Origin of the sequence: Geodermatophilus obscurus, from assembly GCF_900143215.1 — a bacterium.
Taxonomy (GTDB): Bacteria; Actinomycetota; Actinomycetes; order Mycobacteriales; family Geodermatophilaceae; genus Geodermatophilus; species Geodermatophilus obscurus_A.
The window spans coordinates 68,182-92,142 of record NZ_FRDM01000003.1 but is presented as its reverse complement, the minus strand read 5'-3'; the positions used below and the strand labels follow the sequence as shown (position 1 = coordinate 92,142).

The 23,961-nt window shown below is 74.0% G+C and carries 26 protein-coding genes; 18 read left to right on the top strand and 8 right to left on the bottom strand.

Going from position 1 to position 23,961, the window contains the following annotated elements; all coding sequences use genetic code 11:
- The first annotated feature begins 2 nt into the window (after positions 1-2).
- From BUB17_RS04375 to gcvP, 8 genes are all read left to right on the top strand, one after another.
- Complete coding sequence (locus BUB17_RS04375) at positions 3-335, top strand: small basic family protein (RefSeq protein WP_072913992.1); 333 nt, start codon at positions 3-5, stop codon at positions 333-335.
- On the top strand, positions 332-1,276 hold the full coding sequence (locus BUB17_RS04370; RefSeq protein ID WP_072913990.1) for a DUF881 domain-containing protein: 945 nt from the start codon (positions 332-334) through the stop codon (positions 1,274-1,276). The genes BUB17_RS04375 and BUB17_RS04370 overlap by 4 nt, the downstream gene beginning before the upstream one ends.
- Positions 1,277-1,316: 40 nt before the next feature.
- Positions 1,317-1,721, top strand: coding sequence for a glycine cleavage system protein GcvH (gene gcvH / locus BUB17_RS04365; RefSeq protein WP_072913988.1), 405 nt, complete (start codon positions 1,317-1,319; stop codon positions 1,719-1,721).
- 249 nt (positions 1,722-1,970) lie between these two features.
- Positions 1,971-2,483 carry an oxoglutarate dehydrogenase inhibitor Odhl gene (gene odhI / locus BUB17_RS04360; protein WP_012948792.1) on the top strand — a complete coding sequence of 171 codons (513 nt, stop codon included), beginning with the start codon at positions 1,971-1,973 and terminating at the stop codon, positions 2,481-2,483.
- Positions 2,484-2,612: 129 nt separating this feature from the next.
- Entirely contained in the window at positions 2,613-3,338 is a 726-nt protein-coding gene (ftsR, locus tag BUB17_RS04355) for a transcriptional regulator FtsR (protein WP_244276909.1), read from the top strand.
- Between the two features lie 122 nt (positions 3,339-3,460).
- Positions 3,461-3,952: a bifunctional nuclease family protein gene (locus BUB17_RS04350; protein WP_072913987.1), complete on the top strand. Its 492-nt coding sequence runs from the start codon at positions 3,461-3,463 to the stop codon at positions 3,950-3,952.
- A 403-nt stretch (positions 3,953-4,355) separates the two neighbouring features.
- Positions 4,356-4,928 carry a MerR family transcriptional regulator gene (locus BUB17_RS04345; protein ID WP_072913984.1) on the top strand — a complete coding sequence of 191 codons (573 nt, stop codon included), beginning with the start codon at positions 4,356-4,358 and terminating at the stop codon, positions 4,926-4,928.
- 190 nt (positions 4,929-5,118) lie between these two features.
- Positions 5,119-8,130 carry an aminomethyl-transferring glycine dehydrogenase gene (gene gcvP, locus BUB17_RS04340; protein ID WP_072913980.1) on the top strand — a complete coding sequence of 1,004 codons (3,012 nt, stop codon included), beginning with the start codon at positions 5,119-5,121 and terminating at the stop codon, positions 8,128-8,130.
- Positions 8,131-8,620: 490 nt separating this feature from the next.
- Here gcvP and coaA read toward each other — a convergent pair whose 3' ends face one another.
- Positions 8,621-9,583, bottom strand: coding sequence for a type I pantothenate kinase (gene coaA, locus BUB17_RS04335; protein ID WP_072913977.1), 963 nt, complete (start codon positions 9,581-9,583; stop codon positions 8,621-8,623).
- A gap of 121 nt (positions 9,584-9,704) precedes the next feature.
- Here coaA and BUB17_RS04330 point away from each other — a divergent pair, with 121 nt between their 5' ends.
- Positions 9,705-10,511: a GNAT family N-acetyltransferase gene (locus tag BUB17_RS04330; RefSeq protein ID WP_083606020.1), complete on the top strand. Its 807-nt coding sequence runs from the start codon at positions 9,705-9,707 to the stop codon at positions 10,509-10,511.
- A 2-nt stretch (positions 10,512-10,513) separates the two neighbouring features.
- Here the strand turns inward: BUB17_RS04330 and BUB17_RS04325 are convergent, their stop codons facing one another.
- Positions 10,514-11,374, bottom strand: coding sequence for a serine hydrolase family protein (locus BUB17_RS04325; RefSeq protein ID WP_175561271.1), 861 nt, complete (start codon positions 11,372-11,374; stop codon positions 10,514-10,516).
- Between the two features lie 275 nt (positions 11,375-11,649).
- Entirely contained in the window at positions 11,650-12,195 is a 546-nt protein-coding gene (locus BUB17_RS04320; protein ID WP_072913975.1) for a YbhB/YbcL family Raf kinase inhibitor-like protein, read from the bottom strand.
- 180 nt (positions 12,196-12,375) lie between these two features.
- Here BUB17_RS04320 and BUB17_RS04315 point away from each other — a divergent pair, with 180 nt between their 5' ends.
- Both BUB17_RS04315 and BUB17_RS04310 read left to right on the top strand, forming a co-directional pair.
- On the top strand, positions 12,376-13,107 hold the full coding sequence (locus BUB17_RS04315; RefSeq protein ID WP_072913972.1) for a beta-phosphoglucomutase family hydrolase: 732 nt from the start codon (positions 12,376-12,378) through the stop codon (positions 13,105-13,107).
- 52 nt (positions 13,108-13,159) lie between these two features.
- Entirely contained in the window at positions 13,160-15,523 is a 2,364-nt protein-coding gene (locus BUB17_RS04310; RefSeq protein WP_072913968.1) for a glycoside hydrolase family 65 protein, read from the top strand.
- 135 nt (positions 15,524-15,658) lie between these two features.
- Here the strand turns inward: BUB17_RS04310 and BUB17_RS04305 are convergent, their stop codons facing one another.
- Both BUB17_RS04305 and BUB17_RS04300 read right to left on the bottom strand, forming a co-directional pair.
- Positions 15,659-16,363, bottom strand: coding sequence for a M50 family metallopeptidase (locus BUB17_RS04305; RefSeq protein WP_072913964.1), 705 nt, complete (start codon positions 16,361-16,363; stop codon positions 15,659-15,661).
- A 260-nt stretch (positions 16,364-16,623) separates the two neighbouring features.
- Entirely contained in the window at positions 16,624-16,986 is a 363-nt protein-coding gene (locus tag BUB17_RS04300; RefSeq protein ID WP_208983309.1) for a VOC family protein, read from the bottom strand.
- Positions 16,987-17,179: 193 nt separating this feature from the next.
- Between BUB17_RS04300 and BUB17_RS04295 the strand changes: the two genes are divergently transcribed.
- Positions 17,180-17,419, top strand: a complete 240-nt coding sequence (locus BUB17_RS04295; protein ID WP_072914569.1) for a type II toxin-antitoxin system Phd/YefM family antitoxin — start codon at positions 17,180-17,182, stop codon at positions 17,417-17,419.
- Positions 17,416-17,790 carry a type II toxin-antitoxin system VapC family toxin gene (locus tag BUB17_RS04290; RefSeq protein WP_072913960.1) on the top strand — a complete coding sequence of 125 codons (375 nt, stop codon included), beginning with the start codon at positions 17,416-17,418 and terminating at the stop codon, positions 17,788-17,790. The genes BUB17_RS04295 and BUB17_RS04290 overlap by 4 nt, the downstream gene beginning before the upstream one ends.
- Before the next feature lie 48 nt (positions 17,791-17,838).
- Here BUB17_RS04290 and BUB17_RS28495 read toward each other — a convergent pair whose 3' ends face one another.
- Positions 17,839-18,213, bottom strand: a complete 375-nt coding sequence (locus tag BUB17_RS28495) for an endonuclease domain-containing protein (protein ID WP_175561270.1) — start codon at positions 18,211-18,213, stop codon at positions 17,839-17,841.
- 666 nt (positions 18,214-18,879) lie between these two features.
- Here BUB17_RS28495 and BUB17_RS04280 point away from each other — a divergent pair.
- On the top strand, positions 18,880-19,125 hold the full coding sequence (locus BUB17_RS04280) for a hypothetical protein (RefSeq protein ID WP_072913954.1): 246 nt from the start codon (positions 18,880-18,882) through the stop codon (positions 19,123-19,125).
- Positions 19,126-19,143: 18 nt separating this feature from the next.
- On the opposite strand, the gene BUB17_RS04275 is transcribed toward BUB17_RS04280, so the two are convergent.
- Positions 19,144-19,566, bottom strand: a complete 423-nt coding sequence (locus BUB17_RS04275; RefSeq protein WP_244276907.1) for a hypothetical protein — start codon at positions 19,564-19,566, stop codon at positions 19,144-19,146.
- A gap of 153 nt (positions 19,567-19,719) precedes the next feature.
- Here BUB17_RS04275 and BUB17_RS04270 point away from each other — a divergent pair, with 153 nt between their 5' ends.
- From BUB17_RS04270 to BUB17_RS04255, 4 genes are all read left to right on the top strand, one after another.
- Complete coding sequence (locus BUB17_RS04270; RefSeq protein ID WP_175561269.1) at positions 19,720-20,496, top strand: glycerophosphodiester phosphodiesterase family protein; 777 nt, start codon at positions 19,720-19,722, stop codon at positions 20,494-20,496.
- Between the two features lie 94 nt (positions 20,497-20,590).
- Positions 20,591-21,943: an MFS transporter gene (locus tag BUB17_RS04265; protein WP_072913950.1), complete on the top strand. Its 1,353-nt coding sequence runs from the start codon at positions 20,591-20,593 to the stop codon at positions 21,941-21,943.
- Positions 21,940-22,662 (top strand): thymidine kinase, encoded by a 723-nt coding sequence (locus BUB17_RS04260; RefSeq protein WP_072913946.1) that lies wholly within the window; start codon positions 21,940-21,942, stop codon positions 22,660-22,662. The genes BUB17_RS04265 and BUB17_RS04260 overlap by 4 nt, the downstream gene beginning before the upstream one ends.
- Before the next feature lie 215 nt (positions 22,663-22,877).
- Positions 22,878-23,222, top strand: coding sequence for an RNA polymerase-binding protein RbpA (locus BUB17_RS04255; RefSeq protein WP_012948772.1), 345 nt, complete (start codon positions 22,878-22,880; stop codon positions 23,220-23,222).
- Positions 23,223-23,422: 200 nt separating this feature from the next.
- On the opposite strand, the gene BUB17_RS04250 is transcribed toward BUB17_RS04255, so the two are convergent.
- Positions 23,423-23,950: an FxsA family protein gene (locus BUB17_RS04250; protein WP_072913943.1), complete on the bottom strand. Its 528-nt coding sequence runs from the start codon at positions 23,948-23,950 to the stop codon at positions 23,423-23,425.
- Between the last annotated feature and the right edge of the window lie 11 nt (positions 23,951-23,961).

Genomic DNA, 23,961 nt, shown 5'->3' with positions numbered 1-23,961 from the left:
CCGTGATCCCGATCCTCGGGTTGGCCGCCGGCATCCTCCTCGGGCTGGTGTTCGACCCCACCGTGCCGCTGTGGCTGCAGCCCTACCTGCCGATCGCCGTGGTCGCCGCCCTCGACGCCGTCTTCGGCGGCTTCCGCGCCCGGCTCGACGGGATCTTCGACGCCAAGGTGTTCGTCATCTCGTTCGTGTCCAACGTGGTGGTGGCCGCGCTGGTGGTGTTCCTCGGCGACCAGCTGGGCGTGGGCGCGCAGCTGTCCACGGCCGTGGTCGTCGTCCTGGGCATCCGCATCTTCGGCAACGCCGCGGCCATCCGCCGGCACGTGTTCCGGGCATGAGCGGGCCGCAGCGCCCGGCGCCCGGGCCCGACGAGCGGCCGGCGGACGACGTCCACCCCGGCGACGACGCGCCCGACCTCGCCGCGCCCGACTTCCACGCTCCCGACCTCGCCGCTCCCGACCTCGCCGCTCCCGATCTCGACGCTCCTGACCTCCACGCCCCCGACCCGGTCACCCCCGCGCCCGGCGCGGACGCCGAGCCGCCGGCGGCGGAGCAGCCGGCCCCGGCGGCACCCGCGCCGCGGCGGCGCCGGCGCGACCCGCTCGCCGCGGCGCTGATCGGCGTCCTCACCCTGCTGCTCGGCTTCGCCTTCGCCGTCCAGGTGCGCACCACGGGGACGGGGGAGGACTACTCGACCCTCCGCGAGGAGGACCTGGTCCGCATCCTCGACGACCTCGACGCCCGTGAGGACCGGCTGCGCGAGCAGATCGCCGACCAGCGCGCCGCGCTGCGGGAGCTGAACAGCTCCGACAGCCAGTCCGAGGCCGCGCTGCAGGAGGCCCGGGAGCGGGCCGAGGCCCTCGGCATCCTCAACGGCACCGTCGCCGCCCAGGGTCCGGGCCTGATCATGACCGTCCGCGACCCGGAGGGCCGCGTGCGGGTCGCCGACCTGCTCGACGCCGTCCAGGAGCTGCGCGGCGCGGGAGCGGAGACGATGCAGATCGACGGCGTCCGCGTCGGGGTCTCCACGGCGGTCACCGGCGAGCCGGGGCAGCTGCGCATCGACGGCACCGCGGTGCAGAGCCCCTACGAGATCCGGGTCATCGGCTCGCCGCAGGACCTGCAGACGGCGATGAACATCCCCGGCGGTGTCGTCGACCGGGTCGGCCGGCAGGGCGGCAGCGTCGACATCGAGCAGTCCCCGACCGTGCTGGTGGACGCGTTGCGGCAGCTGGACCGGCCTCAATACGCTCAGCCCGACACCGACGACGGCAACTGACGCCGCGCCGGCCCGCATCACCCCCACGAGGAGCCGCTGCATGACCACACCCGACGACCGCCGCTACACCGAGCAGCACGAGTGGGCCCTGCTGCAGCCGGGTGAGAGCGAGGGCGCCGTGGTGCGGGTCGGCATCACCGACCACGCCCAGGACGCGCTGGGCGACATCGTCTTCGTGCAGCTGCCCGAGGTCGGGACCGAGGTCGCGCCCGGCACCCCCATCGGCGAGGTCGAGTCGACCAAGTCGGTCTCCGACATCTACGCGCCGGTGGCCGGCGTCGTGACCGCCGCCAACGAGGCCCTCACCGACGCGCCGGAGACCATCAACGCCGACCCCTACGGGGAGGGCTGGCTGGTCGAGATCACCGTCGCCGGGGACGGCGGCGACCCCACCGGGGCACTGCTGGACGCCGCCGCGTACCAGGCCCTGGCCGACGCGGGCTGACCTGCCCCGGGCCGCCGGAGGGGGTCACTATGCTGCCCCACGGGGCCGCGCGGCCCCGTGGGGAAGCGCCGAGCCTCACCCTGTACGTTCGGTTGACCCTCGGGTCGGCCGCTGGTTCCATGACCCCCGGCCCGCCGTGCACGACGCGGCGACCGACCCACGACGGGCCGTCCGGCCCGTCGTCCGCCGGCCGCCCGCGGCCAGATCCAGGTCCGCGGCGGAGCCACCCCTGCACCGGAGGAGACAGACGTGCACTGCACTCGTTGTGGCCACAACAACCCCGAGGGCAGTCGCTTCTGCGCGCAGTGCGGCGCGGCGCTGTCCCAGGAGCGGATCGGGGAGTCCACCAGCGTCATCCCCAAGGTGGGTGGCGAGGACTCCGCCGAGACCCCCGAGGTCACCGAGGCCGACGCGCACGCCGGCGCGGTCGAGTCGCTGCCTGCCGGCTCCGCCCTGCTGGTCGTCAAGCGCGGCCCGAACGCCGGCAGCCGCTTCCTGCTCGACCAGGACGTCACCACCGCCGGCCGGCACCCCGACAGCGACATCTTCCTCGACGACGTGACCGTCAGCCGCCGGCACGTGGAGTTCCACCGCGAGGGCGGCGGCTTCTCGGTGCACGACGTCGGCAGCCTCAACGGCACCTACGTCAACCGCGAGCCGGTCGACGTCGCGACGCTGGCCGGGGGCGACGAGGTCCAGATCGGCAAGTTCCGCCTCGTCTACCTGACCGGTCCGCGCACGGGCGAGCCCGCCGGCGCGTGACCGGGCTCGCGAGGTCAGGCATGGGCACCGCACCACCGGGCACGAGCGCGGCGGGCGCCGGCGAGGAGCGCTCGTGACCCGGCGGGCAGCCAGGGGGTCGGGGACGGTGCCGACAGCACGGACGGCGGCGTGAGCGCGGTGCCCTCGCGTGCCGACGCGTCCGGGGAGCCCGACGAGCGGCACGCGCCACGCCTGACCATCGGCGAGGTGCTGACCGTGCTCCGTGAGGACTTCCCGGACGTCACGATCAGCAAGATCCGGTACCTGGAGTCCGAGGACCTCGTCCACCCCCGGCGCACCCCGTCGGGGTACCGGAAGTTCTCCTCGGCCGACGTGGCCCGGCTGCGGTACGTGCTGGCCGCCCAGCGCGACCAGTACCTGCCGCTGCGGGTCATCAAGGAGCACCTCGAGGCGCTCGACCGCGGCGAGCTCCTGCCCGGCAGCCCGCCTCCGGCGGCACCGCCGCCGGAGGAGGAGGCCGACACCGGCAGCCTGACCGGCGAGCAGTTCGCGCGGGCCTCGGGGCTCGAGCCCGGGCAGCTGGCCACCTGCGTGCAGTTCGGGCTGCTCGTCCCCGACGCCGACGGGCGGCACCCCGCGGCCGACCTGCCGATCGCGCGGGCCGCCGCCGGGCTCGCCCGGCACGGCATCGAGCCGCGGCACCTGCGCGTCTACCAGAACGGCGCCGAGCGGGAGGCCGGGCTGGTCGAGCAGCTGGTCGCGCCGGTGCTGCGGGCGCGCTCGGAGGAGGCCCGCAACCGGGCGACCGAGAAGCTGCGCGAGCTCGTGGGGCTCTCCGCCCAGCTGCACGGAGCCCTGCTGGAGGCACGCCTCCGGGACCTCCTGCGCCCCTGACTCGGGCGTACCGTGGTCGGGGCCGGGCCCCGAGTCCGCGGCCCCGGCGCCGAGCCGTCGTCCACCAGCCGCCCCTACCGATCCACCGCCCGTTCCCGGGCCGCAGCTGAGGGAGCCCCACCGTGCAGGAACTCAGAGTCGTCGGCGTCCGGGTCGAGCTGCCCGGGAACCAGCCGATCCTCCTGCTCAAGGAGACGCAGGGGGAGCGGTACCTGCCCATCTGGATCGGTGCGGTCGAGGCGGCCGCGATCGCCTTCGAGCAGCAGGGGGTGCGCCCGGCCCGGCCGATGACCCACGACCTGCTGCGCGAGGTGGTCCGCGCGCTCGGCGCGGAACTCGAGGCGGTCAACATCACCGAGATGCGCGACGGCATCTACATCGCCGAGCTGGTGTTCGGCGACGACCGGGTGGTCAGCGCCCGCCCGTCGGACGCCGTCGCCCTCGCCGTCCGCACCGGTGCCCCGATCTTCGGCGCCGAGGAGCTGCTCGACGAGGTCGGCATCGAGATCCCCGACGAGCAGGAGGACGAGGTCGAGAAGTTCCGCGAGTTCCTCGACCAGATCTCCCCGGAGGACTTCGGCGCCGGCTCCGGCTCGGGCGGCGGCTCGACCTGAAGCAGGACCCCCATCTCCAGCGCGCCGAGCCTCTGGACGGGCCGGCGGGACCCTGACGGGTGGCCATCCAGGACGTCACCACGCCCGGGCGGGGCATGGGGTGGGCGGGCGTGCGGCAGGTGTGACTGCTGTGACGGCAGGGACACGTGCGCCGAGTCGTCGCGGTCGGAGGCGGGTTCCGGGTCAAGCGCGGGGCGCGGTGCGCCGATACCCCTCCGATGGGTGAGTGCCGCGACACGCCGCCCTCCTCAGTTGACCCGCCCCAGGGCCCGGCTTACGGTCGGCGAACAACAGCGGTGGAAGTCCTGGCACGCGACGCGGCAGCCCGCCTGCAGCGACACGAGTCCGGTGCCCACCGCGGGGGACCGCGGCGTCAGCTGCGGGAGCAGAGGAGGACGCTGACGTGAGCGACCAGAGCAAGGGCTCCCAGGGTCAGCTCTTCAGCGACGCTGCCGTGGGCGCGCCGTCCTACGACGAGGTCGACAGCGACCTCGTCGGGTACCGCGGCCCGACGGCGTGTGCCGCTGCCGGCATCACCTACAGGCAGCTGGACTACTGGGCCCGTACCGGCCTCGTCGCGCCGTCGGTGCGCAGCGCCACCGGCTCGGGCACCCAGCGGCTGTACTCCTTCCGCGACATCCTGGTGCTCAAGGTCGTCAAGCGGCTGCTCGACACCGGCGTCTCGCTGCAGAACATCCGCAAGGCCGTCGACCACCTGCGCAACCGCGGCATCAAGGACCTCGCCAACGTCACGCTCTTCTCCGACGGCGCCACGGTGTACGAGTGCACCTCCGCCGAGGAGGTCGTGGACCTGCTCGCCGGCGGTCAGGGCGTGTTCGGCATCGCCGTGTCCGGCGCGCTGCGCGAGCTCTCCGGCGAACTGGCCGAGCTGCCGGCCGAGCGCATCGACGGCGCCCCGCTGCACCCCGCCGACGACGAGCTGGCCCTGCGCCGCCGTCGCCGCGCCGCGGTGTGAGGCGGTGACACCGTCGGCCTCCGGCCGACACCGAAGCCACGTGCCGCACCCCGGCTGAGCCGAGCCCTGCGTCCGCTCTTCGCGGGACCCTCCGGCCCCCACTCGTCGGGACCTGCGTCGGTCGGGTCGCGCCGGCCCGTCCGCGAGACGGGCGACCGCCGCCTCCGTGGCCGCTGGTAGCGTCGATGTAATGGCGGACCGTGCCCCTGAGCCCCTGCCCGCGCTCGCCGCGCTGGATCCCGCGGGGTCCTTCGCCGCCCGGCACATCGGCCCGCGGCCCGGCGAGACCGCGGCGATGCTCGCCGCCATCGGGCACCCGACGCTGGAGTCCCTGGTCGACGCCTGCGTGCCCGAGGGTGTCCGCGACCGGACGCCGCTGGACCTGCCGCCGGCCGCCGACGAGGCCACGGTGCTGCGGCTGCTGCGGGAGCGCGCGGAGGCCAACGACGTCTACACCTCGATGATCGGGCTCGGCTACTCCGGCACGGTCACCCCGGCGGTCATCCAGCGGACCATCCTGGAGAACCCCGCCTGGTACACCGCCTACACGCCCTACCAGCCCGAGATCAGCCAGGGCCGGCTGGAGGCGCTGATCAATTTCCAGACGATGGTCGCCGACCTCACCGGCCTGCCCGTCGCCGGCGCATCCATGCTCGACGAGGCCACCGCCGCCGCCGAGGCGATGACCCTGGTCCGCCGGGCCGGGCGCGCCAAGCCGGAGGCCGTCTTCGTCGTCGACGAGGACACGCTGCCGCAGACCCTCGCCGTCCTGCGCACCCGCGCCGAGCCGCTGGGCATCGGCCTGCACGTCGCCGACCTCGCCGCCGGCTGGCCTCCCGACCTGCCCGGAGCGGGGGCGTTCGGCGTGCTGCTGTCCTACCCGGGAGCCAGCGGCGCCGTCCGCGACCACCGGGCGCTCGCCGCCGCCGCGCACGAGGCCGGCGCCGCGGTCGTCGTCGCCGCCGACCTGCTGGCGCTGACGCTGCTGGAGGCCCCGGGGGAGTGGGGCGCCGACGTCGCCTGCGGCAGCTCCCAGCGGTTCGGCGTCCCCATGGGGTACGGCGGTCCGCACGCCGGCTACCTCTCGGTGCGCGAGGGGCTGGCCCGGCAGCTGCCCGGCCGGCTGGTCGGCGTCTCGGTGGACGCCGACGGCGACGTCGCCTACCGCCTGGCGCTGCAGACCCGCGAGCAGCACATCCGCCGGGAGAAGGCGACCAGCAACATCTGCACCGCGCAGGTGCTGCTCGCCGTCATGGCCGGCGCCTACGCCGTCTACCACGGCGCGGAGGGCCTGACCGCGATCGCCGCCCGCGTGCACCGCAGCGCGCAGGCCCTGGCCGGCTGGCTGCGCGCGGGCGGAGTGGACGTCGTCCACGACCGGTTCTTCGACACCGTGCACGCCCGGGTGCCCGGCCGCGCCGCCGAGGTGGTCGCCGCCGCGGCGCAGCAGCGCATCAACCTGTGGCTGGTGGACGCCGACACCGTCGGCGTCGCCTGTGACGAGACGACGTCGGTCGACACGCTGCGCGTGGTCGCGAAGGCCTTCGGCGTCCCGGCGGACAGCATGGACGAGGGCAGGGCGACGCCGGACGACGGCGGTGCCGATGCGCTGCCGGCCGAACTGCGCCGCCGCACCCCGTTCCTGACCCACCCAGTCTTCTCCGCGCACCGCTCGGAGACCGCGCTGCTGCGCTACCTGCGCTCGCTCGCGGACAAGGACCTGGCGCTGGACCGCACGATGATCCCGCTCGGCTCCTGCACCATGAAGCTGAACTCCGCGGTGGAGATGGCCGCGATCACCTGGCCGGAGTTCGCCCAGCTGCACCCGTTCGCCCCGGCCGGGCAGGCCCGCGGCTACCGGCAGCTCATCGACGAGCTGTGCACCGCGCTGGCCGAGGTCACCGGCTACGCCGCGGTGAGCGTGCAGCCCAACGCCGGCTCGCAGGGCGAGTTCGCCGGGCTGCTGGCCATCCGCGGCTACCACCGCTCCCGGGGTGAGGCCCACCGCGACGTCTGCCTCATCCCGGCCTCGGCGCACGGCACCAACGCCGCCAGCGCGGTGATGGCCGGGATGCGGGTGGTCGTGGTGGCCTGCGACGAGGCGGGCAACGTCGACGTCGCCGACCTGCACGCCAAGGTCGACCAGCACGCCGACCGGCTGGCCGCCATCATGATCACCTACCCGTCGACGCACGGGGTGTTCGAGGCCGACATCCAGGAGATCTGCGCGGCCGTGCACGACGCCGGCGGTCAGGTCTACGTCGACGGCGCCAACCTCAACGCGATGGTCGGCCTGGCCAAGCCCGGCCGGTTCGGCTCCGACGTCAGCCACCTCAACCTGCACAAGACCTTCTGCATCCCGCACGGCGGCGGCGGACCCGGCGTCGGGCCGATCGGCGTCCGGGAGCACCTGGTGCCCTTCCTGCCCGGCCACCCGCTGATCGACACGGGCACCCAGGGCCCGGCGGTCTCGGCCGCGCCGTGGGGATCGGCCGGCATCCTGCCGATCTCCTGGGCGTACCTGCGGCTGATGGGGCCCGACGGGCTGCTGCAGGCCACCGAGCACGCGATCCTGGCCGCGAACTACGTCGCCACGCGGCTGCGGGAGCACTACCCGGTGCTCTACACCGGCGCCGACGGGCTCGTCGCGCACGAGTGCATCCTCGACGTCCGGCCGCTGACCAGGGCCACCGGGATCACCAACGACGACATCGCCAAGCGGCTGGTCGACTTCGGCTTCCACGCGCCGACGATGAGCTTCCCGGTCGCCGGCACGCTGATGGTCGAGCCGACCGAGAGCGAGGACCAGGGCGAGCTGGACCGTTTCGTCGACGCGATGGTCGCCATCCGCGCGGAGATCGAGAAGGTCGCCACCGGGGAGTACGACCGGACCGACAACCCGCTGCGCAACGCCCCGCACACCCTCGCCATGGTGGCGGGGGAGTGGGGCCGGCCCTATCCGCGCGAGGTCGCCGTCTACCCGGTGCCGGCACTGCGCGGCCGCGGCTACCTCGCACCGGTGCGCCGGATCGACCAGGCCTACGGCGACCGCAACCTGGTCTGCTCCTGCCCGTCGCCGGAGGCCTTCGCCGAGCTCGAGCCGGCCCCGGGACCCGCGGCCCGCGTTCCGGACCGCAGCGAGGGCGCACCGGACGACCTGGGGACGGCGGCCGACGCCGTCCCGGCGGGCGCGCAGGCCTGACGCCCGCCGCCTGCGGGCGGCACCCGGCGAGCCGGGCGGGGCGGGAGCCGGCGCTGTCCCACCCGGGGGCCCGACGATGCCCGCGAGGGGCGCCGGTCGATGACCGGCGCCCCTCCGCGTCCCGCCTTCTGCCGTTATGCCCAACCGTGCTCCAACGACACGACTCGGGGAACCCGCCACTACGGGGGAGGGGCAACGCACCCCCGGGGAGCGCCGGTCGTCGCCTGTGACGCGACACCACCCGTCACAGGCGACGACCGACCGACCGACCGACACCCGTGGCACGTACTCGGCGCACGGGGGACGGCGCCCAGCGCCGGGGCGCCGGTTCGAGGCCCAGGCCCCCGGGGCGGCCCGCGGCAGTTCGACGACCACCGCGCCGCCGGGTGAGGTGGAGGCGCGTGCGTGACCCACTCCCGTTATCCCCAACGGACCGCATCGAAATACATGACGAGGAAGACACAACAGCTACAACGGGCAAAGATCGCCGTCAGATCTTGCGCAGCAGGACCCGGCGCACCTCGTGGTCGGCGGCCTTCTGCAGCACCAGCCGGGCGCGGGAGCGGGTCGGGGCGATGTTGTCGCGCAGGTTGGGACCGTTGACGGCCGCCCAGATGCCGAGCGCCGTGTCACGGGCCTGCTCGTCGGTCAGGCCGGCGAAGCGGTGGAAGTAGGCGCTGGTGTCGGCGAACGCCGTCCGCCGCAGGGCGAGGAAGCGCTCGACGTACCACTGCCGGATGTCGGACTCGGCGGCGTCGACGTAGACCGAGAAGTCGAAGAAGTCGGAGAGGAACACCTCGGGTGCGCGGCCGTCGGCCGGGCGGCCGGCCTGCAGCACGTTGAGCCCCTCCAGCACGAGGATGTCGGGCCGGTCGACGACCTGCCGACCATCGGGGACGACGTCGTAGGACAGGTGGTCGTACAGCGGGGCCCCGACCTGGCCGCGGCCGGACTTCACGTCGGCGAGGAAGCGCAGCAGCGCCCGCCGGTCGTAGCTCTCCGGGAAGCCCTTGCGCCCGAGCAGCCCGCGGGCCTCCAGCTGGGCGTTGGGCAGCAGGAACCCGTCGGTGGTCACCAGGTCGACCCGGGGGGTGCCCGGGCCGGCCGCCAGCAGCGTCTGCAGCAGCCGGGCGGTGGTGCTCTTGCCGACGGCGACGCTGCCCGCCACCGCGATCACGTAGGGCACCTTGGCCGTCGAGTCGCCCAGGAACTCGCTGCGAGCCGCCCACAGCCGCCGGCTGGCCTCCACGTGCAGCCGCAGCAGCCCGGCCAGCGGCAGGTAGACCGTCGTCACCTCGTCGAGGTCGATCCGGTCACCGAGGCTGGCCAGGGACTCCAGCTGCGTCGCGTCCAGGGGCAGCGAGGTGCCCGCCGCGAGGGCGCGCCACGAGGCGCGGTCGAAGACCGCGTAGGGCGACACCGGGGGTCGTGCCGCCGCCGTCACGCCACCCATCGCACTCCTGTCACGGCTCCATCGTGCCGTCCGCCCCCGGTGCCTCACCCGCCCGGGTGGCTCCCGGGCGCTCGGGCGGCCATCGGCGGACGCCGTTCTGCGCCCCGTCTAGGGTGCCGGTGTGTCCCTGCCCTCCGGGCTGCTCGAGCGCGTCGAGCGGTACTTCGCCGCGGCGCCGCTGCCGGACGCGCGCATCGAGACCGTCGGCGGTCTCGACGTGCCGGTCGGCAGCCCCACGTGGCCCTACCCGGCGCGGCCGCGGCCGGGGGAGACGGTGAGCGCCGACGACGTCCGGGCAGCCGCCGCACTCCAGGAGGCCGCGGGCCTGCCGGTGGCGCTCGAGTGGGTGTGCGAGGACGCGCCGACGGTCGAGGCAGCCGTGCGCGCGGCGGGGCTGGCCGTGGACTCCTCGCCCCTGCTGGTCGCCGCGGACCCGGTGGAGCTGCTGCTGCCCTCCGGCGTGCGGCTGTACCTGGTCGGCGCCGAAGACCCCGCACTGCCGCGCTACGAGCGGCTGGCGTCGATCGCCTTCGCCCACCCGGGGCCGCGCTCGGAGGCGGGCGGCCCCTCGGTCGGCGTGGCGCTCGGCTCGCCGCGCACCGCGGTCCTGCGCGAGCGGATCGCGACCGGCCGCACGGTCATGATGGTCGCGGTCGAGGACGGCGAGCCGGTCGCGGTCGGCACGCACCACCCGGTGGACGTCGACGGCGCGGAGGTCACCGAGATCGCCGGCGTGGCCACGCTGCCCCGGCTGCGGGGGCGCGGGCTGGGCGCGGGGCTGGCCTCGGCGCTGACCGCACACGCCCGGGAGACCGCCGAGCTGGTGTTCCTGGTGGCCGGGGACGACGACGTCGCGCGGGTCTACGAGCGGACCGGCTTCGCCCGGCTGGCGACCGTGGGCGTGGCCGACCTCGCCGACGGGAGCTGAGCTCAGGAGCCCGCCGGCGGCGGCACCGCGGCGGCGGCGTCGTCGAGCGCCGCCTTGGCCGCGTCCCAGCCCACCGACCGGGGCACCTCGCTGAGCAGCACCACGACCCGCCCGTCGGCGATCCCCACCGAGTGCAGGTGCCGCTGGCCGCTGAGGCAGCACATCCACCCCTGCTTGACCGCGGCCCCGGGCAGCGTCCCGAAGACGCCGTACTGCTGGTCGAAGCCGTCGGAGGCGATCGGCGTCGCGGTGCCCATCCAGCTCTGCAGCGCGGCGGCGTCGTCCGGGTGGGCGATGACCGGCAGCCGGGCGAGGAAGCGGGCCAGGTCGGCGGCGGTCGTCGTCGTCTCGCCCCACTGCCCCCACCGCAGGGGCGGTGCGGTGCCGGTCAGGCCATAGCGGGTGGCGACGTCGAGCACCGCCTGCGCTCCGCCGAAGCGGACCCAGACGTCCGAGGCCGCGGGGTCGTTCGAGCCGCGGATCATCACCTCGAGCTGCGCCCGGTCCTCGGGGGTCAGGGTGACGGCTCCGGTGCGGGCGCGGTGCAGGACGTCCTCGGCGAGGAACAGCTTGACCAGCGAGGCGGTGGGAAAGGGCCGCTCGGCCAGGTCGTTGCCCGCCGTCCGGGCCAGCACCCGGGCGCTGCGGGCCTCGGCGGCGCGGATGGACACGCCGGTCTGACGCTCCTCCTGACGGGCGACGACGACGGCGAACGTGCCCACGCCACCCTGGGCGGCGGTCACCCCGGGGACGACGTCCGCGGGTGTGGGGGGCTCCTGCACGGCGGGTGCGGCGGGCTCCTGCACGGCGGGTGTGGGGGGCTCCTGCACGGCGGGTGCGGCGGGCTCCTGCGCCGCGGGCACGGGGGATCCCTGTGTCGGAGGCGCGGGGTCCTCCTGCGCGGTCGCCCACCGGGGGACGTCGAACCCGGTGAGCAGCAGAGCAAGCAGGACGACGGACACGACGGCCGCTGGCGCACCGCGGCGGCGACGCCGGGGCGCACCTCCGCGTGCCCCGGTCGTCGCCATGGCACCATGTTGCTAGCTCAGCGAGCAGGTACGACAACGTTCAACGAACCGCCGCGTCTCGGGCGCGCAGCGCGTCCGGCCGGTCGCCCTGCGGTACGAAACCGAGCCGTTCAGCCCTGTTCGTAGGTGCCGACGAGAACGGCGCGGGCCAGGGTGTGGCCGAACAGGTTGAAGCCCAGGAACGCGGGGGAGGCGTCCGGGGTCACGTCGAGCCGCTCGACGTCGACGGCGTGCACCGTGATGTAGTAGCGGTGCGGCCCGTGGCCGGCCGGGGGAGCGGCACCCACGAAACCGGGGAAGCCGGCGTCGTTGCGCAGCTGGACGGCGCCCTCGGGCAGTCCGGACCCCTGCTGGTCGCCGGCTCCGCTGGGCAGCTCGGTGACCGAGACCGGGATGTTGGCCACCGCCCAGTGCCAGAAGCCGCTGTGGGTGGGGGCGTCGGGGTCGTAGACGGTGATCGCGAAGCTGCCGGTGCCCTCCGGGAAGCCCGACCAGGACAGCTGCGGCGAGCGGTCCTCGCCGCCGGCGCCCATGACCCCGCTCACCTGCGGCGAGGACAGCGGCTCGCCGTCGGTCACGTCGGTGCTGGTCACCTCGAAGCCCGGGACCTGCGGCAGGAAGTCGTAGGGGCTGGGAGGCGTCGGGCGCTCGGCCATGGGCGGTGCTCTCCTCGCATCTCGCGGTGGACGGGGACGGGCGTCCCCGCGCCGACCCTAGAAGGACCCGGTCCTCCCCGCCCTTCGCAGGTCCAGGGCCGGGCCCGGGACGGGGCCTCCCGCCGGTGAGCAGGGGTTTCTGGCCCGGCGGCGGCGGGCGGACGCCGGTAGCGTCGTGCCGTGCTCGGTCTCCCCGGCTCGATCCGTGCCTGCCTGTTCGACCTGGACGGCGTCCTCACCCGGACGGCGACCGTCCACATGGCCGCCTGGAAGCGCACGTTCGACGAGTTCCTGCGCCGCAGCGACCCCGCGGCCGGGGAGTTCACGCAGCAGGACTACAACCGCTACGTCGACGGCAAGCCCCGCCTGGACGGGGTGCGCGACTTCCTGGCCAGTCGCGGCATCGGGCTGCCCGAGGGGACGCCGGACGACCCGCCGGACGCCGCCACGGTGCACGGGGTCGGCCTGCGCAAGAACCAGCTCGTGCACGCCGAGCTCGCCGAGCACGGCGTCGAGGTGTACCCGGGCTCCCTCCGCTACCTGCGGGCGGCCAAGGAGGCGGGGCTGGCGGCGGCCGTGGTCACCGCCTCGCGCAACGGTGGACAGGTGATCGAGGCCGGCGGCTTCGCCGACCTGATCGACACCCGGGTGGACGGCGAGGTGGCGGCGGCACAGGGACTTCGCGGCAAGCCCGCCCCCGACACCTTCCTGGCCGGCGCCCGGGCTCTCGGGGTGCAGCCGGCCGAGGCCGTCGTCTTCGAGGACGCGCTGGCCGGGGTGGCCGCGGGCCGGGCGGGCGCGTTCGGCTACGTCGTCGGCGTCGACCGGGTCGGGCAGGCCGAGGCCCTGGCGGCGTCCGGCGCGGACGTCGTCGTCCAGGACCTCGCCGACCTGCTGGAGGAGTCGAGGTGACCAAGTCGGCGAGGTCCCCTCTGGGCGGGGCCCGGCCCGGCGAGGGGGCACCGTGACGGAGGGGCGGCCGCACTTCCCGATCGAGCCGTGGGCGCTGACCGAGACGGGGCTGGACCACGCGTCCCTGGCCGTGCACGAGTCGGTGTTCGCGCTGTCCAACGGGCACATCGGCATGCGCGGGTCGTTCGAGGAGGGCGAGCCGGTCGTCGTTCCGGGCACCTACCTCAACGGCTTCTTCGAGGAGCGGCCGCTGCCCTACGCCGAGGCCGGGTACGGCTTCCCCGAGCAGGGGCAGACCGTGGTCAACGTGACCGACGGCAAGCTGATCCGGCTGCTGGTCGGCGACTCCCCGCTGGACCTGGACTACGGCGAGATCATCGAGCACCGGCGCACGCTGGACCTGCGCCGCGGCCTGCTGCGCCGCAGCACCGAGTGGCGCTCGCCGAACGGGCGGGTGGTGACCGTGACGAGCACGCGGATGGTGTCGCTGCGCCGCCGCTCGATCGCCGCCATCGAGTACACCGTGGAGTGCACCGACGGGCAGGGGGACCTCTACATCGCCCTGCAGTCGGACCTGCTGGCCAACGAGCCGGTGGACAGCGGCTCGGAGGCCGACGACCCGCGCGCGGCCGCGGCGCTGGCCCGCCCGCTGGTCAACGAGATGGCCGTGGCCCGCGGACAGCGGGCGGTGCTGGTGCACCGCACCAAGCGCAGCCGGCTGCGGATGGCCGCCGGCATGGACCACGTGGTCGAGGTGCCCGACACCTCCACGACCGACGTCGAGGCCACCGACGACCTGGCCCGCTTCGCGCTCGCCGCCCGGCTGCCGCAGGGCTCGTCGGTCAAGCTGGTCAAGTTCCTGTCCTACGGCTGGTCGTCCCGGCGGTCGGCCGCCGCGCTGCGCGACCAGGTGGAGGGGGCGCTGGCCACCGCCAAGCTCGCCGGCTTCGAGCGGCTGCTGCGCGAGCAGCGCGAGGTGCTCGACGAGCACTGGCAGCACGCCGACGTCGAGATCGAGGGGGACGACGAGCTGCAGCAGGCGGTGCGGGTCGGCGTCTTCCACCTGCTGCAGGCCGGGCTGCGGGCCGAGCGCCAGCCCATCCCGGCCAAGGGACTGACCGGTCCCGGCTACGACGGGCACACCTTCTGGGATACCGAAACCTACGTGCTCCCCGTGCTCACCTACATCGCCCCGGCGGCGGCGCGCGACGCGCTGCGCTGGCGGCACTCCACCCTCGACCTGGCCCGGGACCGCGCCCGGGAGCTCGGGCTGGAGGGCGCGGCCTTCCCGTGGCGCACGATCCGCGGGGAGGAGACCTCGGGCTACTGGCCGGCGGGGACGGCGGCCTTCCACATCAACGCCGACATCGCCGACGCCGTCGTCCGGTACCACAACGCCACCGCCGACGAGGAGTTCGACCGCGACCACGGCGCCGAGCTGCTGATCGAGACCGCCCGGCTGTGGGCCTCGCTGGGGCACTTCGACGACGAGCACGGCTTCCGCATCGACGGCGTCACCGGCCCCGACGAGTACACCGCCGTCGTGGACAACAACGTCTACACGAACCTGATGGCACAGCGGAACCTGCGCGAGGCGATCGCGGCGGTGGAGCGGCAGCCCGACGTCGCCGGCCGGCTCGGTGTCACCGAGGACGAGACCATCCGCTGGGACCGCGCGGCCGCGCTGATGGCGGTGCCCTACGACACCCGGCGCGGCGTGCACATGCAGTCCGACGCCTTCACCCACCACGAGGAGTGGGACTTCGAGGCCACCCCGCCGGACTGCTACCCGCTCCTGCTGCACTACCCGTACTTCGACATCTACCGCAAGCAGGTGATCAAGCAGGCGGACCTGGTGATGGCGCTGCACCTGCGCGGGGACGCCTTCACCCCCGAGGAGAAGAGCGCCGACTTCGCCTACTACGAGGCGCGGACGGTGCGCGACTCCTCGCTGTCGGCCACCCAGCAGGGCGTGGTGGCCGCCGAGACCGGTCACCTGGCGCTGGCCTACGACTACTGGGGCGAGGCCACCCTGACCGACCTGCAGAACCTGCACGGCAACTCCGGGCACGGCCTGCACATCGCCTCGCTGGCCGGCGGCTGGACCGTCGCCGTCGCCGGGTTCGGCGGGATGCGCGACCACGACGGGCGGCTGGTGTTCGCCCCCCGCTTGCCCGAGCGGATCACCCGGCTGCGGTTCCGGCTGAACTACCAGGGCCGGCTGCTCGTGGTGACCGTGACGCCGGCGGAGGCCACCTACCGGCTCCTCGACGGCGACCCGCTCGACGTCCACCACCACGGGCGCCGGCTCACCGTGACCGAGGACGAGGTGACCGCCGCCATCCCACCCCCGCCGGGGGTCGCGCCGGTCTCCCAGCCGTACGGCGTGGCCCCCCGGCGGCGCGGCCGGCGCTGAAGAAGGACCACCCTCCCTCCGCACGCCTCGTGAGAGGACCCCGTCCTCCCCACCCTCCGCAGCTCAGGGCGGGATCCGGGCTCGGGCCAGCGGGCCCCGGAGGGCGGCCGCGGCCTTGCGGGAGAACGAGGAGAGTCAGCCCAGCAGCCACCAGCCGCCGAGGAGCAGTGCGCCGACGTCGACCAACAGGAAGATGCCGACCCACAGCAGTGCCGGCAGGCGGGTGAGGCGGGCCAGCTGGTCGGCGTCGGAGTCCGGCGCCGACCGGCGGCGGCGGGCCCGCTGCAGCTCGAGCACCGTCTTCGGCGCGGCCAGCAGCAGGAACCACGTGCCGGCGGCCGCGAACGCGGCCTGCCCGGCCGCCGGCAGCCACCCGGTCACGGCCAGGACGACGGCGCCGGTGGCCAGCACCGCCCACAGCCCGTACCAGTTGCGGATCTGCACCAGCAGCAGCGCCAGCAGGCCCAGCAGCGCCCACAGCAGCCCGACGGCGTGGCCGGCGGCCAGCAGGGCCGCCGCGCCCAGCCCGAACAGCGCCGGGCCGGTGTAGCCCGCCGCGCAGGTGAGCACCATCCCGAGCCCGCTCGGCCGCCCCGCCGACACGGTCAGCCCCGAGGTGTCCGAGTGCAGCCGGATGCCCGCCAGCCGGCGACCGGCGGCCAGGGCCACCAGCCCGTGCGCGCCCTCGTGGGCGATGGTCACGACGGTCCGGGCCGGCCGCCACAGGGCGGGGGAGAGGACGACGACGGCGGCCGCCAGGAGAGCGCCCGCCAGGACCGTCGTCGGCAGCTGAGGCAGGGGAGTGGTGACGCGGTCCCAGAGCTCCCCGACGACGTCCACGGCGCGGAGTCAACCGCACCCGGCTGTGAACGCCGCTCGCTCGACACGGTTCCGAGCGACGCAGCGGTCGCCGATGTGGAAGAGGTGGCACCGCGGTCGACCGGATGCCGTTGGATGTCGATCCCGACTCCGTTATCCCCAACAAGTAATCACCTCATCACGGAGATCCAAAGCCCCATCAACAACACCACAACGAAACCCCTGGCATCGGGGGAGCGGGCGCCTGGTGCGTGGCGGGCGAGACGAGAAGTCGTGGCGCCTCAGGTGGACGTCGTCAGGTTCACGGCGTTGCCGTCCGGGTCCTTCACGTGGGCGACGCGTTGGCCCCACGGCATGTCGTTGGCAGGAGCCGGCGCCTGACCACCGAGCGACTCGACCCGGGACAGGGCGGCGTCGACGTCAGGCACCTCGATGCTCAGCAGCACGCGCCCGGCCGGAGCGCCCTCGACACCGTTGTCGGCGACGATGCCCAACTCGGAGCTGCCGATCTGGAGGCCGAGGTAGAAGGTCGGCCCGGTGTCAGGTGTGCGGCTGGTTTCCCTGGCGCCCGCGACGCCTGCGTAAAAGCGCGCCAGGCGCTCGAGGTCGTGAGTGATGATCATCGGGATGACGTTGCTGGGCACGGGATTCCTCTCGGTGAGATGTCGACGGGTGGACCCTCCGGCGCCGGCGGACTCATCGACGGCTCCCAACCCGCCGCACGTGCCGCGCTCCTCGGCGCCCGCTCGAGCGGGGCAATGTCACGTGACGGAACGGGGTGACCGAGCGGCTTTCGGTTGACTTAGTCGGACTTAGTCATACTCTGGGTTCGTGTCCATGACCGTCAACGTCCACGAGGCGAAGACCCACCTCTCACGGCTCCTCGAGGCCGTCGAGGCGGGGGAGGATGTAGTCATCGCTCGGGCCGGCAAGCCGATCGCCCGGCTGGTGCCGGCCACGATGCGGACCCAGCCGCGGACGCCAGGGGCGTGGCGGGGGCAGGTCGTGATCGCTGACGACTTCGACGAGACGCCCGAGCATCTGATCGCCGCCTTCCACGGCGACACCGGCCCGTGACGCTGCTGTTGGACACGCACGTGGTGCTGTGGTGGTTGGCCGAGGACGACCGGTTGACGCCGACGATGCGCGAGGCCATCGCCGACCCCGCGAGGCCGGTCGTGGTGTCGGCAGCGTCGGCGTGGGAGATGGCGATCAAGGCGGGGCTGGGCAAGCTGACGATCCCTGGAGACCTCACCGGGGAGCTCGGACGCCAGGGCTTCGGTGAGCTGTCGGTCACCGTGGAGGACGGCGTGGCAGCTGGCGCACTACCGCGACACCACGCCGACCCGTTCGACCGCATGCTCATCGCCCAGGCCGCCCGCCGGCGGTTCGTCCTCGTTACGGCGGACCGGCGCTTCGCCGACTACGACGTGCTGACGCTGTCGTAGTCAGGTCCGACGAGGAGGGTTGCGGCGGGCAAGTTAACATAATGTGCATTATCGGACAACGTCGGGGAGTCCATCGAGCCAATCGGCCGCAGCCCGGAGCCGTGCGGCGTCATCGCCGAAGTGACCCAGGCCGGCGTTGCAGCCAGCGCAGAGCAGCGCGCGGACATGCCCGTCCCTGTGGCAGTGGTCGACGACCAGGCCACGTTTGGCGGCCCGGGTGCCGTCCAGGCGGGGCCGGCCGCCCACATCCTGAGCGATCTCGTCCTCGTGGCGTCCGCAGATCGCACATCGGTTTCCCTGAGCGACTCGCATGGCCTCGATCTGCTCCGGCGTCACTTGGTAGAGCCGCCAGAGATTGGCGCGACGATTGACGTCAACTGTGCGCCCCGTGCCCGCTCGACGCCTCCGCTGATACTCGCGCATCCACGTGCGATAGCATTCGCATCGTTTCCGGTCCGTTTCGTCACACGTGTGAACGAGTGGATCCATGAGGACCTTGCGTGGTCGTGGCACCGGTTCCTTCACCCACTGCGCGGCTTGCCGTTCCTCGCGAACCTGACGTGCCGCTGAAGCGCGGTCCCGTGCCCGTTCCCGACGGCGTTCGCGCTGCCGGGCCCTGCTACATGCACAGCGACTGATGTCGGATCTGTCGCAAGTGTGCTCAATAGGAACGGGGTTTCGATGCGCGCCGGCGGGCTGCGCGACTTGTTGCATATTCGCCGCATCCCGTGCATCCGCACCCATAACCACTCCATCCTGTCGCCTACACCTCCACAGCGGTCGTCACCGTTGTCGGAGGATTGCCCTCGCGAAGCTATCGAGAGCTCATGACAGTCTCGTGTGACGTGCGACCTGCCGGCGACTGACGAGCTCGGCTGCAACGCAGGAGGCGTGGCGCCTGGCCGACTCGCACGTGTTGGACGGTTCGACCACGCCCGACGCCGTCCCGCCACCCCTCTTCCTACGAGGTCACCCTCCTCTCCCTCCCCTCCCCCTCCCACCTATACGCCGTTCCGTCACTGTGACGTTATGACGGATGGGTGAGCGGCTCGACGGGCGCGCGGCACGGGCGCTGCCTAGGGTCGAGACATGCAACTCCGACGCCCGATCGCCGCCCTCGTGACCGCCCTGGCGCTCTTCGGAGGCGGCGCGACGATGACCGCCTGTCAGGCAGCCGGGCAGGACCAGAACGACGGCAGCACCGACGAGAACGTCCCGCCGAACGTCGAGACCGACGACGAGTCCGACCCGTCGCAGGACAACGTGCCCGACCTGTCCGACCCGGAGGACGGCGTCGAGCAGGGCGGCGGCAACGACGACTCCGACGACGGCTGACGCCTGCAGCGGGTGCGGTCAGCCGGCGGCGCGCTCGGAGACCCAGAGCCTGTCGAGCCGGCCGGTCGACCGCACCAGGTCCTGCAGGGAGCGTTCCAGCTCGGCCTTGGTGTGCCGTTCGCCGAGGAGGGTCTCGACGTCCTCGATGGCGCAGCGCAGCTGGTACAGCCGGTCCTGCAGGCCGTCGAGTTCCGCGCGGGTGACCAGCACGACGTCACCGGACAGGCCGGCCTTCGCCGTCGCCGAGCGTTGCTCGTAGGCCCGCTGCCGGCAGGCCTGCCCGCAGTACTGACGCGGCCGGCCGACCGACCCCTGCTGGGGGAGCACGCGGCGGCACCAGCCGCAGCGGCGCTCGTTGCCGCTCCCCCTGCGCGGGCTGGGCCGCCCGGTCTCGGTCGTCGCCTCCTCGGGGATCGTCCGGATCGTGTCTCGCTGTGCCACGCTGCGCACCGTAGACGTCGGTACCGACAGAACCGCAGAACACGCCGGACCCACCCCGTCGACCGGCCGCCACGGGCGGGACGGACCGGTCCGGCGCGACGGGTCGGACGAGACCCCGGCCGGCGCGGGGACCAGCGGCGTTAGCGTGTCGGCGTGGGCCCGGTCCGGTACGCGTTCCTCGACGGGCCGACGCCCATCGCGATGGCCCACCGGGGTGGGGCGATCGAGCACCTGGAGAACACCATGCCGGCCTTCGAGGCATGCGTCGCCATGGGGTACCGCTACCTGGAGACCGACGTCCGGGTCAGCGCCGACGGCGTGCCGATCGTCTTCCACGACCCGACCCTCGACCGCGTCACCGACCGCACCGGCCGGGTCGACCAGCTGCCGTGGTCGGAGCTGGCCGCCGCCAACATCGGCGGGCGCGAACCCGTCCTCCGGCTCGAGGACCTGCTCGGCGCCTGGCCCGACGTCCGCGTCAACCTCGACATCAAGGCGCCCGGTGTGGTGGGTCCACTGGCCCGGGCCGTCCGGCGGCTGGGAGCCGAGGACCGCATCTGCCTGGGCTCCTTCTCCGACGCCCGGGTCGCCGCGGCCCGCCGCGTGTTCGGGCCCGCAGTGTGCACCTCGCTCGGCCCGCGCGGTGTCGCGGCGCTGCGGTTGTCCTCCTACTCCCCCCGGGCCGCCGCCCTGGTGCGCATCCCGGCCGGCTGCGCGCAGGTGCCCCTCCAGCTGGGCGGCCGGGCGCTGGTCGACGAGCGCTTCATCGCCGCCGCGCACGCCCGGGGGCTGCAGGTGCACGTCTGGACGGTGGACACCGAGGCCGAGGCGGAGGCGGTCCTCGACCTCGGTGTGGACGGCGTGATGACCGACCGGCCGGCGATGCTGCGCGACCTCCTCGAGCGGCGTGGCCAGTGGGTCCCGCGGTGAACGCCGCAGCCTCCCCCGGCGGCGCCACCCCGACGACATCCGGCACGACCAGCGCCTGCTGGACGACCCCCACCCCGGCTGACACCCTGCGGCCGTGACGACCGCCGCCACCACCGGGCCGACCAGTCCCCCCGCCGACCCCGCGCTGCGCCGCGAGCGTTTCGGCTGGTACTCCTACGACTGGGCGATGTCGGTGTTCAACACCAGCGTCACCACGGTGTTCCTCGGGCCGTACCTGACGTCGGTCGCCGAGGAGGCGGCCGGGCCCGACGGCCGGCTGGGCTTCCTCGGGCTGTCCATCCCGCCGGGCAGCTGGTTCTCCTACGTGCTGTCGGCCTCGGTGCTCGTGCAGGTCCTCGTGCTGCCGCTGACCGGCGCCGTGGCCGACCGCACCGGGCGGAAGCGGGAGATGCTGGCCGGCTTCGCGGCGCTCGGCGCCCTGGCCACCACGGCCCTGTACTTCGTCGCCGACGGCCGCTACCTGCTCGGCGCGCTGTTGTTCATCCTGGCCAACATCAGCTTCGGCGCGGCCACCGTCGTCTACTACTCGTGGCTGCCGGACCTGGCCGGCCCCGACGAGCGCGACGCCGTCTCCAGCCGCGGCTGGGCGTTCGGCTACGTCGGCGGTGCGCTGCTGCTCGCCGTCCACCTGGGGCTGGTGCTCGGGGCGCCGTCCCTGGGGCTGACCACCGGCGAGGCGGTGCGGATCTGCCTGGCCACGGCAGGCCTGTGGTGGGGCGCGTTCACCGTCTTCAGCGTCTCCCGGCTGCGCAACCGGCCGGTGCGGGAGGTCGCCGGCCGGCCGCGCAGCGGCTTCCGCCAGCTCGCCACGACGATGCGCGAGATGCGGGCCTTTCCGCTGACGCTGTGGTTCCTCGGCGCGTACCTGCTGTTCAACGACGGCGTGCAGACCGTCATCTCGCTGTCGGCCACCTACGCCACCGAGGAACTGGGCCTGGAGCAGTCGGTGCTGACCGGCGCGATCCTGATGGTCCAGGTGGTGGCCATCGCCGGCGCGCTGGGCTTGGGCCGGCTGGCCGCCCGGTTCGGGGCCAAGCGGGTCGTGCTGGGCGCGCTGGTGGCGTGGATCGGCGTGCTGGTCGCCGCCTACTTCCTCCAGGCCGGCGCGGTCGGCCAGTTCTACGCGCTGGCCGCCGTCATCGGGCTGGTGCAGGGCGGCACCCAGGCGCTGTCCCGGTCGCTGTTCAGCCAGCTCATCCCGGCCGGCAAGGAGGCCGAGTACTACGGCTTCTACGAGATCAGCGACCGCGGCACCAGCTGGCTGGGCCCGCTGGCCTTCGGACTGACCTACCAGCTGACCGGCTCCTACCGGCTGGCCATCGTCAGCCTCGTCGTCTTCTTCGTGGCCGGCTTCGTCGCGCTGGCCACGCTGCCCATCCGCCGCGCGGTCCTCGCGGCGGGCAACACCCCACCGGAGCGGCTGTGACCGAGCAGGCGAGGCCGTCCCGGCTGTCCGTCGTCCCCGCCGCCGGCGACCGCCGTCGCCATCCCGCGCCGGCGCACCTCCGCTTCTTCCACGGGCCGATGGACTGCGGGAAGTCCACGCTGGCCCTGCAGGTCGACCACAACCACAGCCGGCAGGGACGGCGGGGCCTGCTGCTGACCCAGGGCGACCGCTCGGCCCGGCCGCAGATCAGCTCCCGGGTCGGGCTGTGCCGCGAGGCGCTCGAGGTGGACGCCGGCACCGACCTGCGGCTGCTGGTGCGCGCCTCCTGGGCGGCGGGCGACCGGGTGGACTACCTGATCGTCGACGAGGCGCAGTTCCTCACGGCGGGTCAGGTCGACCAGCTGGCCGAGCTGGTCGACGAGTCGCACGTCGACGTCTACGCCTTCGGGCTGACCACCGACTTCCGCACGCGGCTGTTCCCGGGCACCCAGCGGCTGCTCGAGGTCGCCGACGACGTGCAGCGCATCCAGGTCGAGGTGCTGTGCTGGTGCGGGCTGCCCGGGCTGCTCAACGCCCGGGTCGTCGACGGGGAGGTGGCCCGCGAGGGCGAGACCGTCGTGGTCGCCGACACCGCGCCGACGCCGGCACCCGACGAACGGGACGCCGACGTCCACTACCAGGTGCTCTGCCGGCGCCACCACGTGCTCGGGCAGCTCGGGCCGACGGCGGCCGGGCCGGGTCAGCTCGCGCTGCGCTGAGGCGCGACGTCCGGTCCCGACGAAGTCCCCGAGCTCCCTCGTCGGGGGGTGGTCAGGCGTCGCAATACCACCCCATGCGATGATTCGGGACCGATTCCGCGGAATCTCTCCGCGAACTCTGTCGTTGGTCCTCTTGATCCCGCCGTTCACGGGGTACTGCCCTGCTGTGACGGCGAGTCCGGACCGACACCACCAGCACGAGAGGACGGTGTGCCATGGGCGAGCGTTCCCTGCGGGGCAGCCGACTGGGCAGCGTGAGCTACGAGACCGAGCGGAACACCGCCCCGATCGAGCGGCAGTACGCGGAGTACCGGTGCCCGTCGGGTCACCTGTTCACCGTGCCCTTCGCGGACGACGCGGAGCTCCCCGACACCTGGGAGTGCAAGTTCGACGGGGCGGCCGCCAAGCTGGTCGGTGGCACCGAGCCCGCACCGAAGAAGGTCAAGCCCCCGCGCACGCACTGGGACATGCTGCTCGAGCGCCGTTCGGTGGAGGACCTCGAGGAGGTCCTGGCCGAGCGCCTCGAGGTGCTCCGCGGCCGGCGGACCCGCGCCAGCTGAGGAAGGGCCCGCCTCCCCACCGCTCGCAAGCTCGCGGCGGGCCCCTGGAGGCGGGCCGTTCCACCATCGTCGACGGCCCCGGTGGGACTTCCCACCGGGGCCGTCCGCTGTTCCGGGGCAGCCGCCGCCGCGGGTCGATCATGGGACTGTTGCCGGGCCGGACGGCGGGCCGGCGCGTGTTCCCGGCAACGACCCCATGATCAACTCGGCGTGCCCGGTTGGCGCTCCTCCCGCACGACCTCGCCCTCGATGACCAGCGGCCGCCCGAACCCGGAGGCGTGCGCACCCGTGCCGAACGGACCGCCCGGGTACGGCGCCCCCTCGGTCCGGGCACTGCGCACCCGCACCGGCCCGCGCAGCTCCACCGGCAGCCGGGAGGCCACCGCCCGGCCCAGCAGCCCGCGCACGAGGAAGCGCGTCGGCGGCAGCAGGCACAGCAGCCCGACGACGTCGCCCAGGAAGCCGGGCAGCACCATCAGCGCGCCGCCGACGGCGATCAGCCCGGCGTCCCCCAGCGCCCGCCCGGGCGGCCGCCGCTCCCGGGCCCGCTGCCGCAGCTCGGTGAGCGCCCGGGCGCCCTGGCGGGCCAGCAGGGCCCAGCCCAGGGCGGTGGTGGCCAGGGTGGCCAGCAGCGTCCAGCCCACGCCGATCCAGGCGGCGACCAGCACGAGGACGACGACCTCGGCCAGCGCCCACAGGCCGGCCAGCACGCGCACGCGGTGTCCCACGGCTCTCCCTC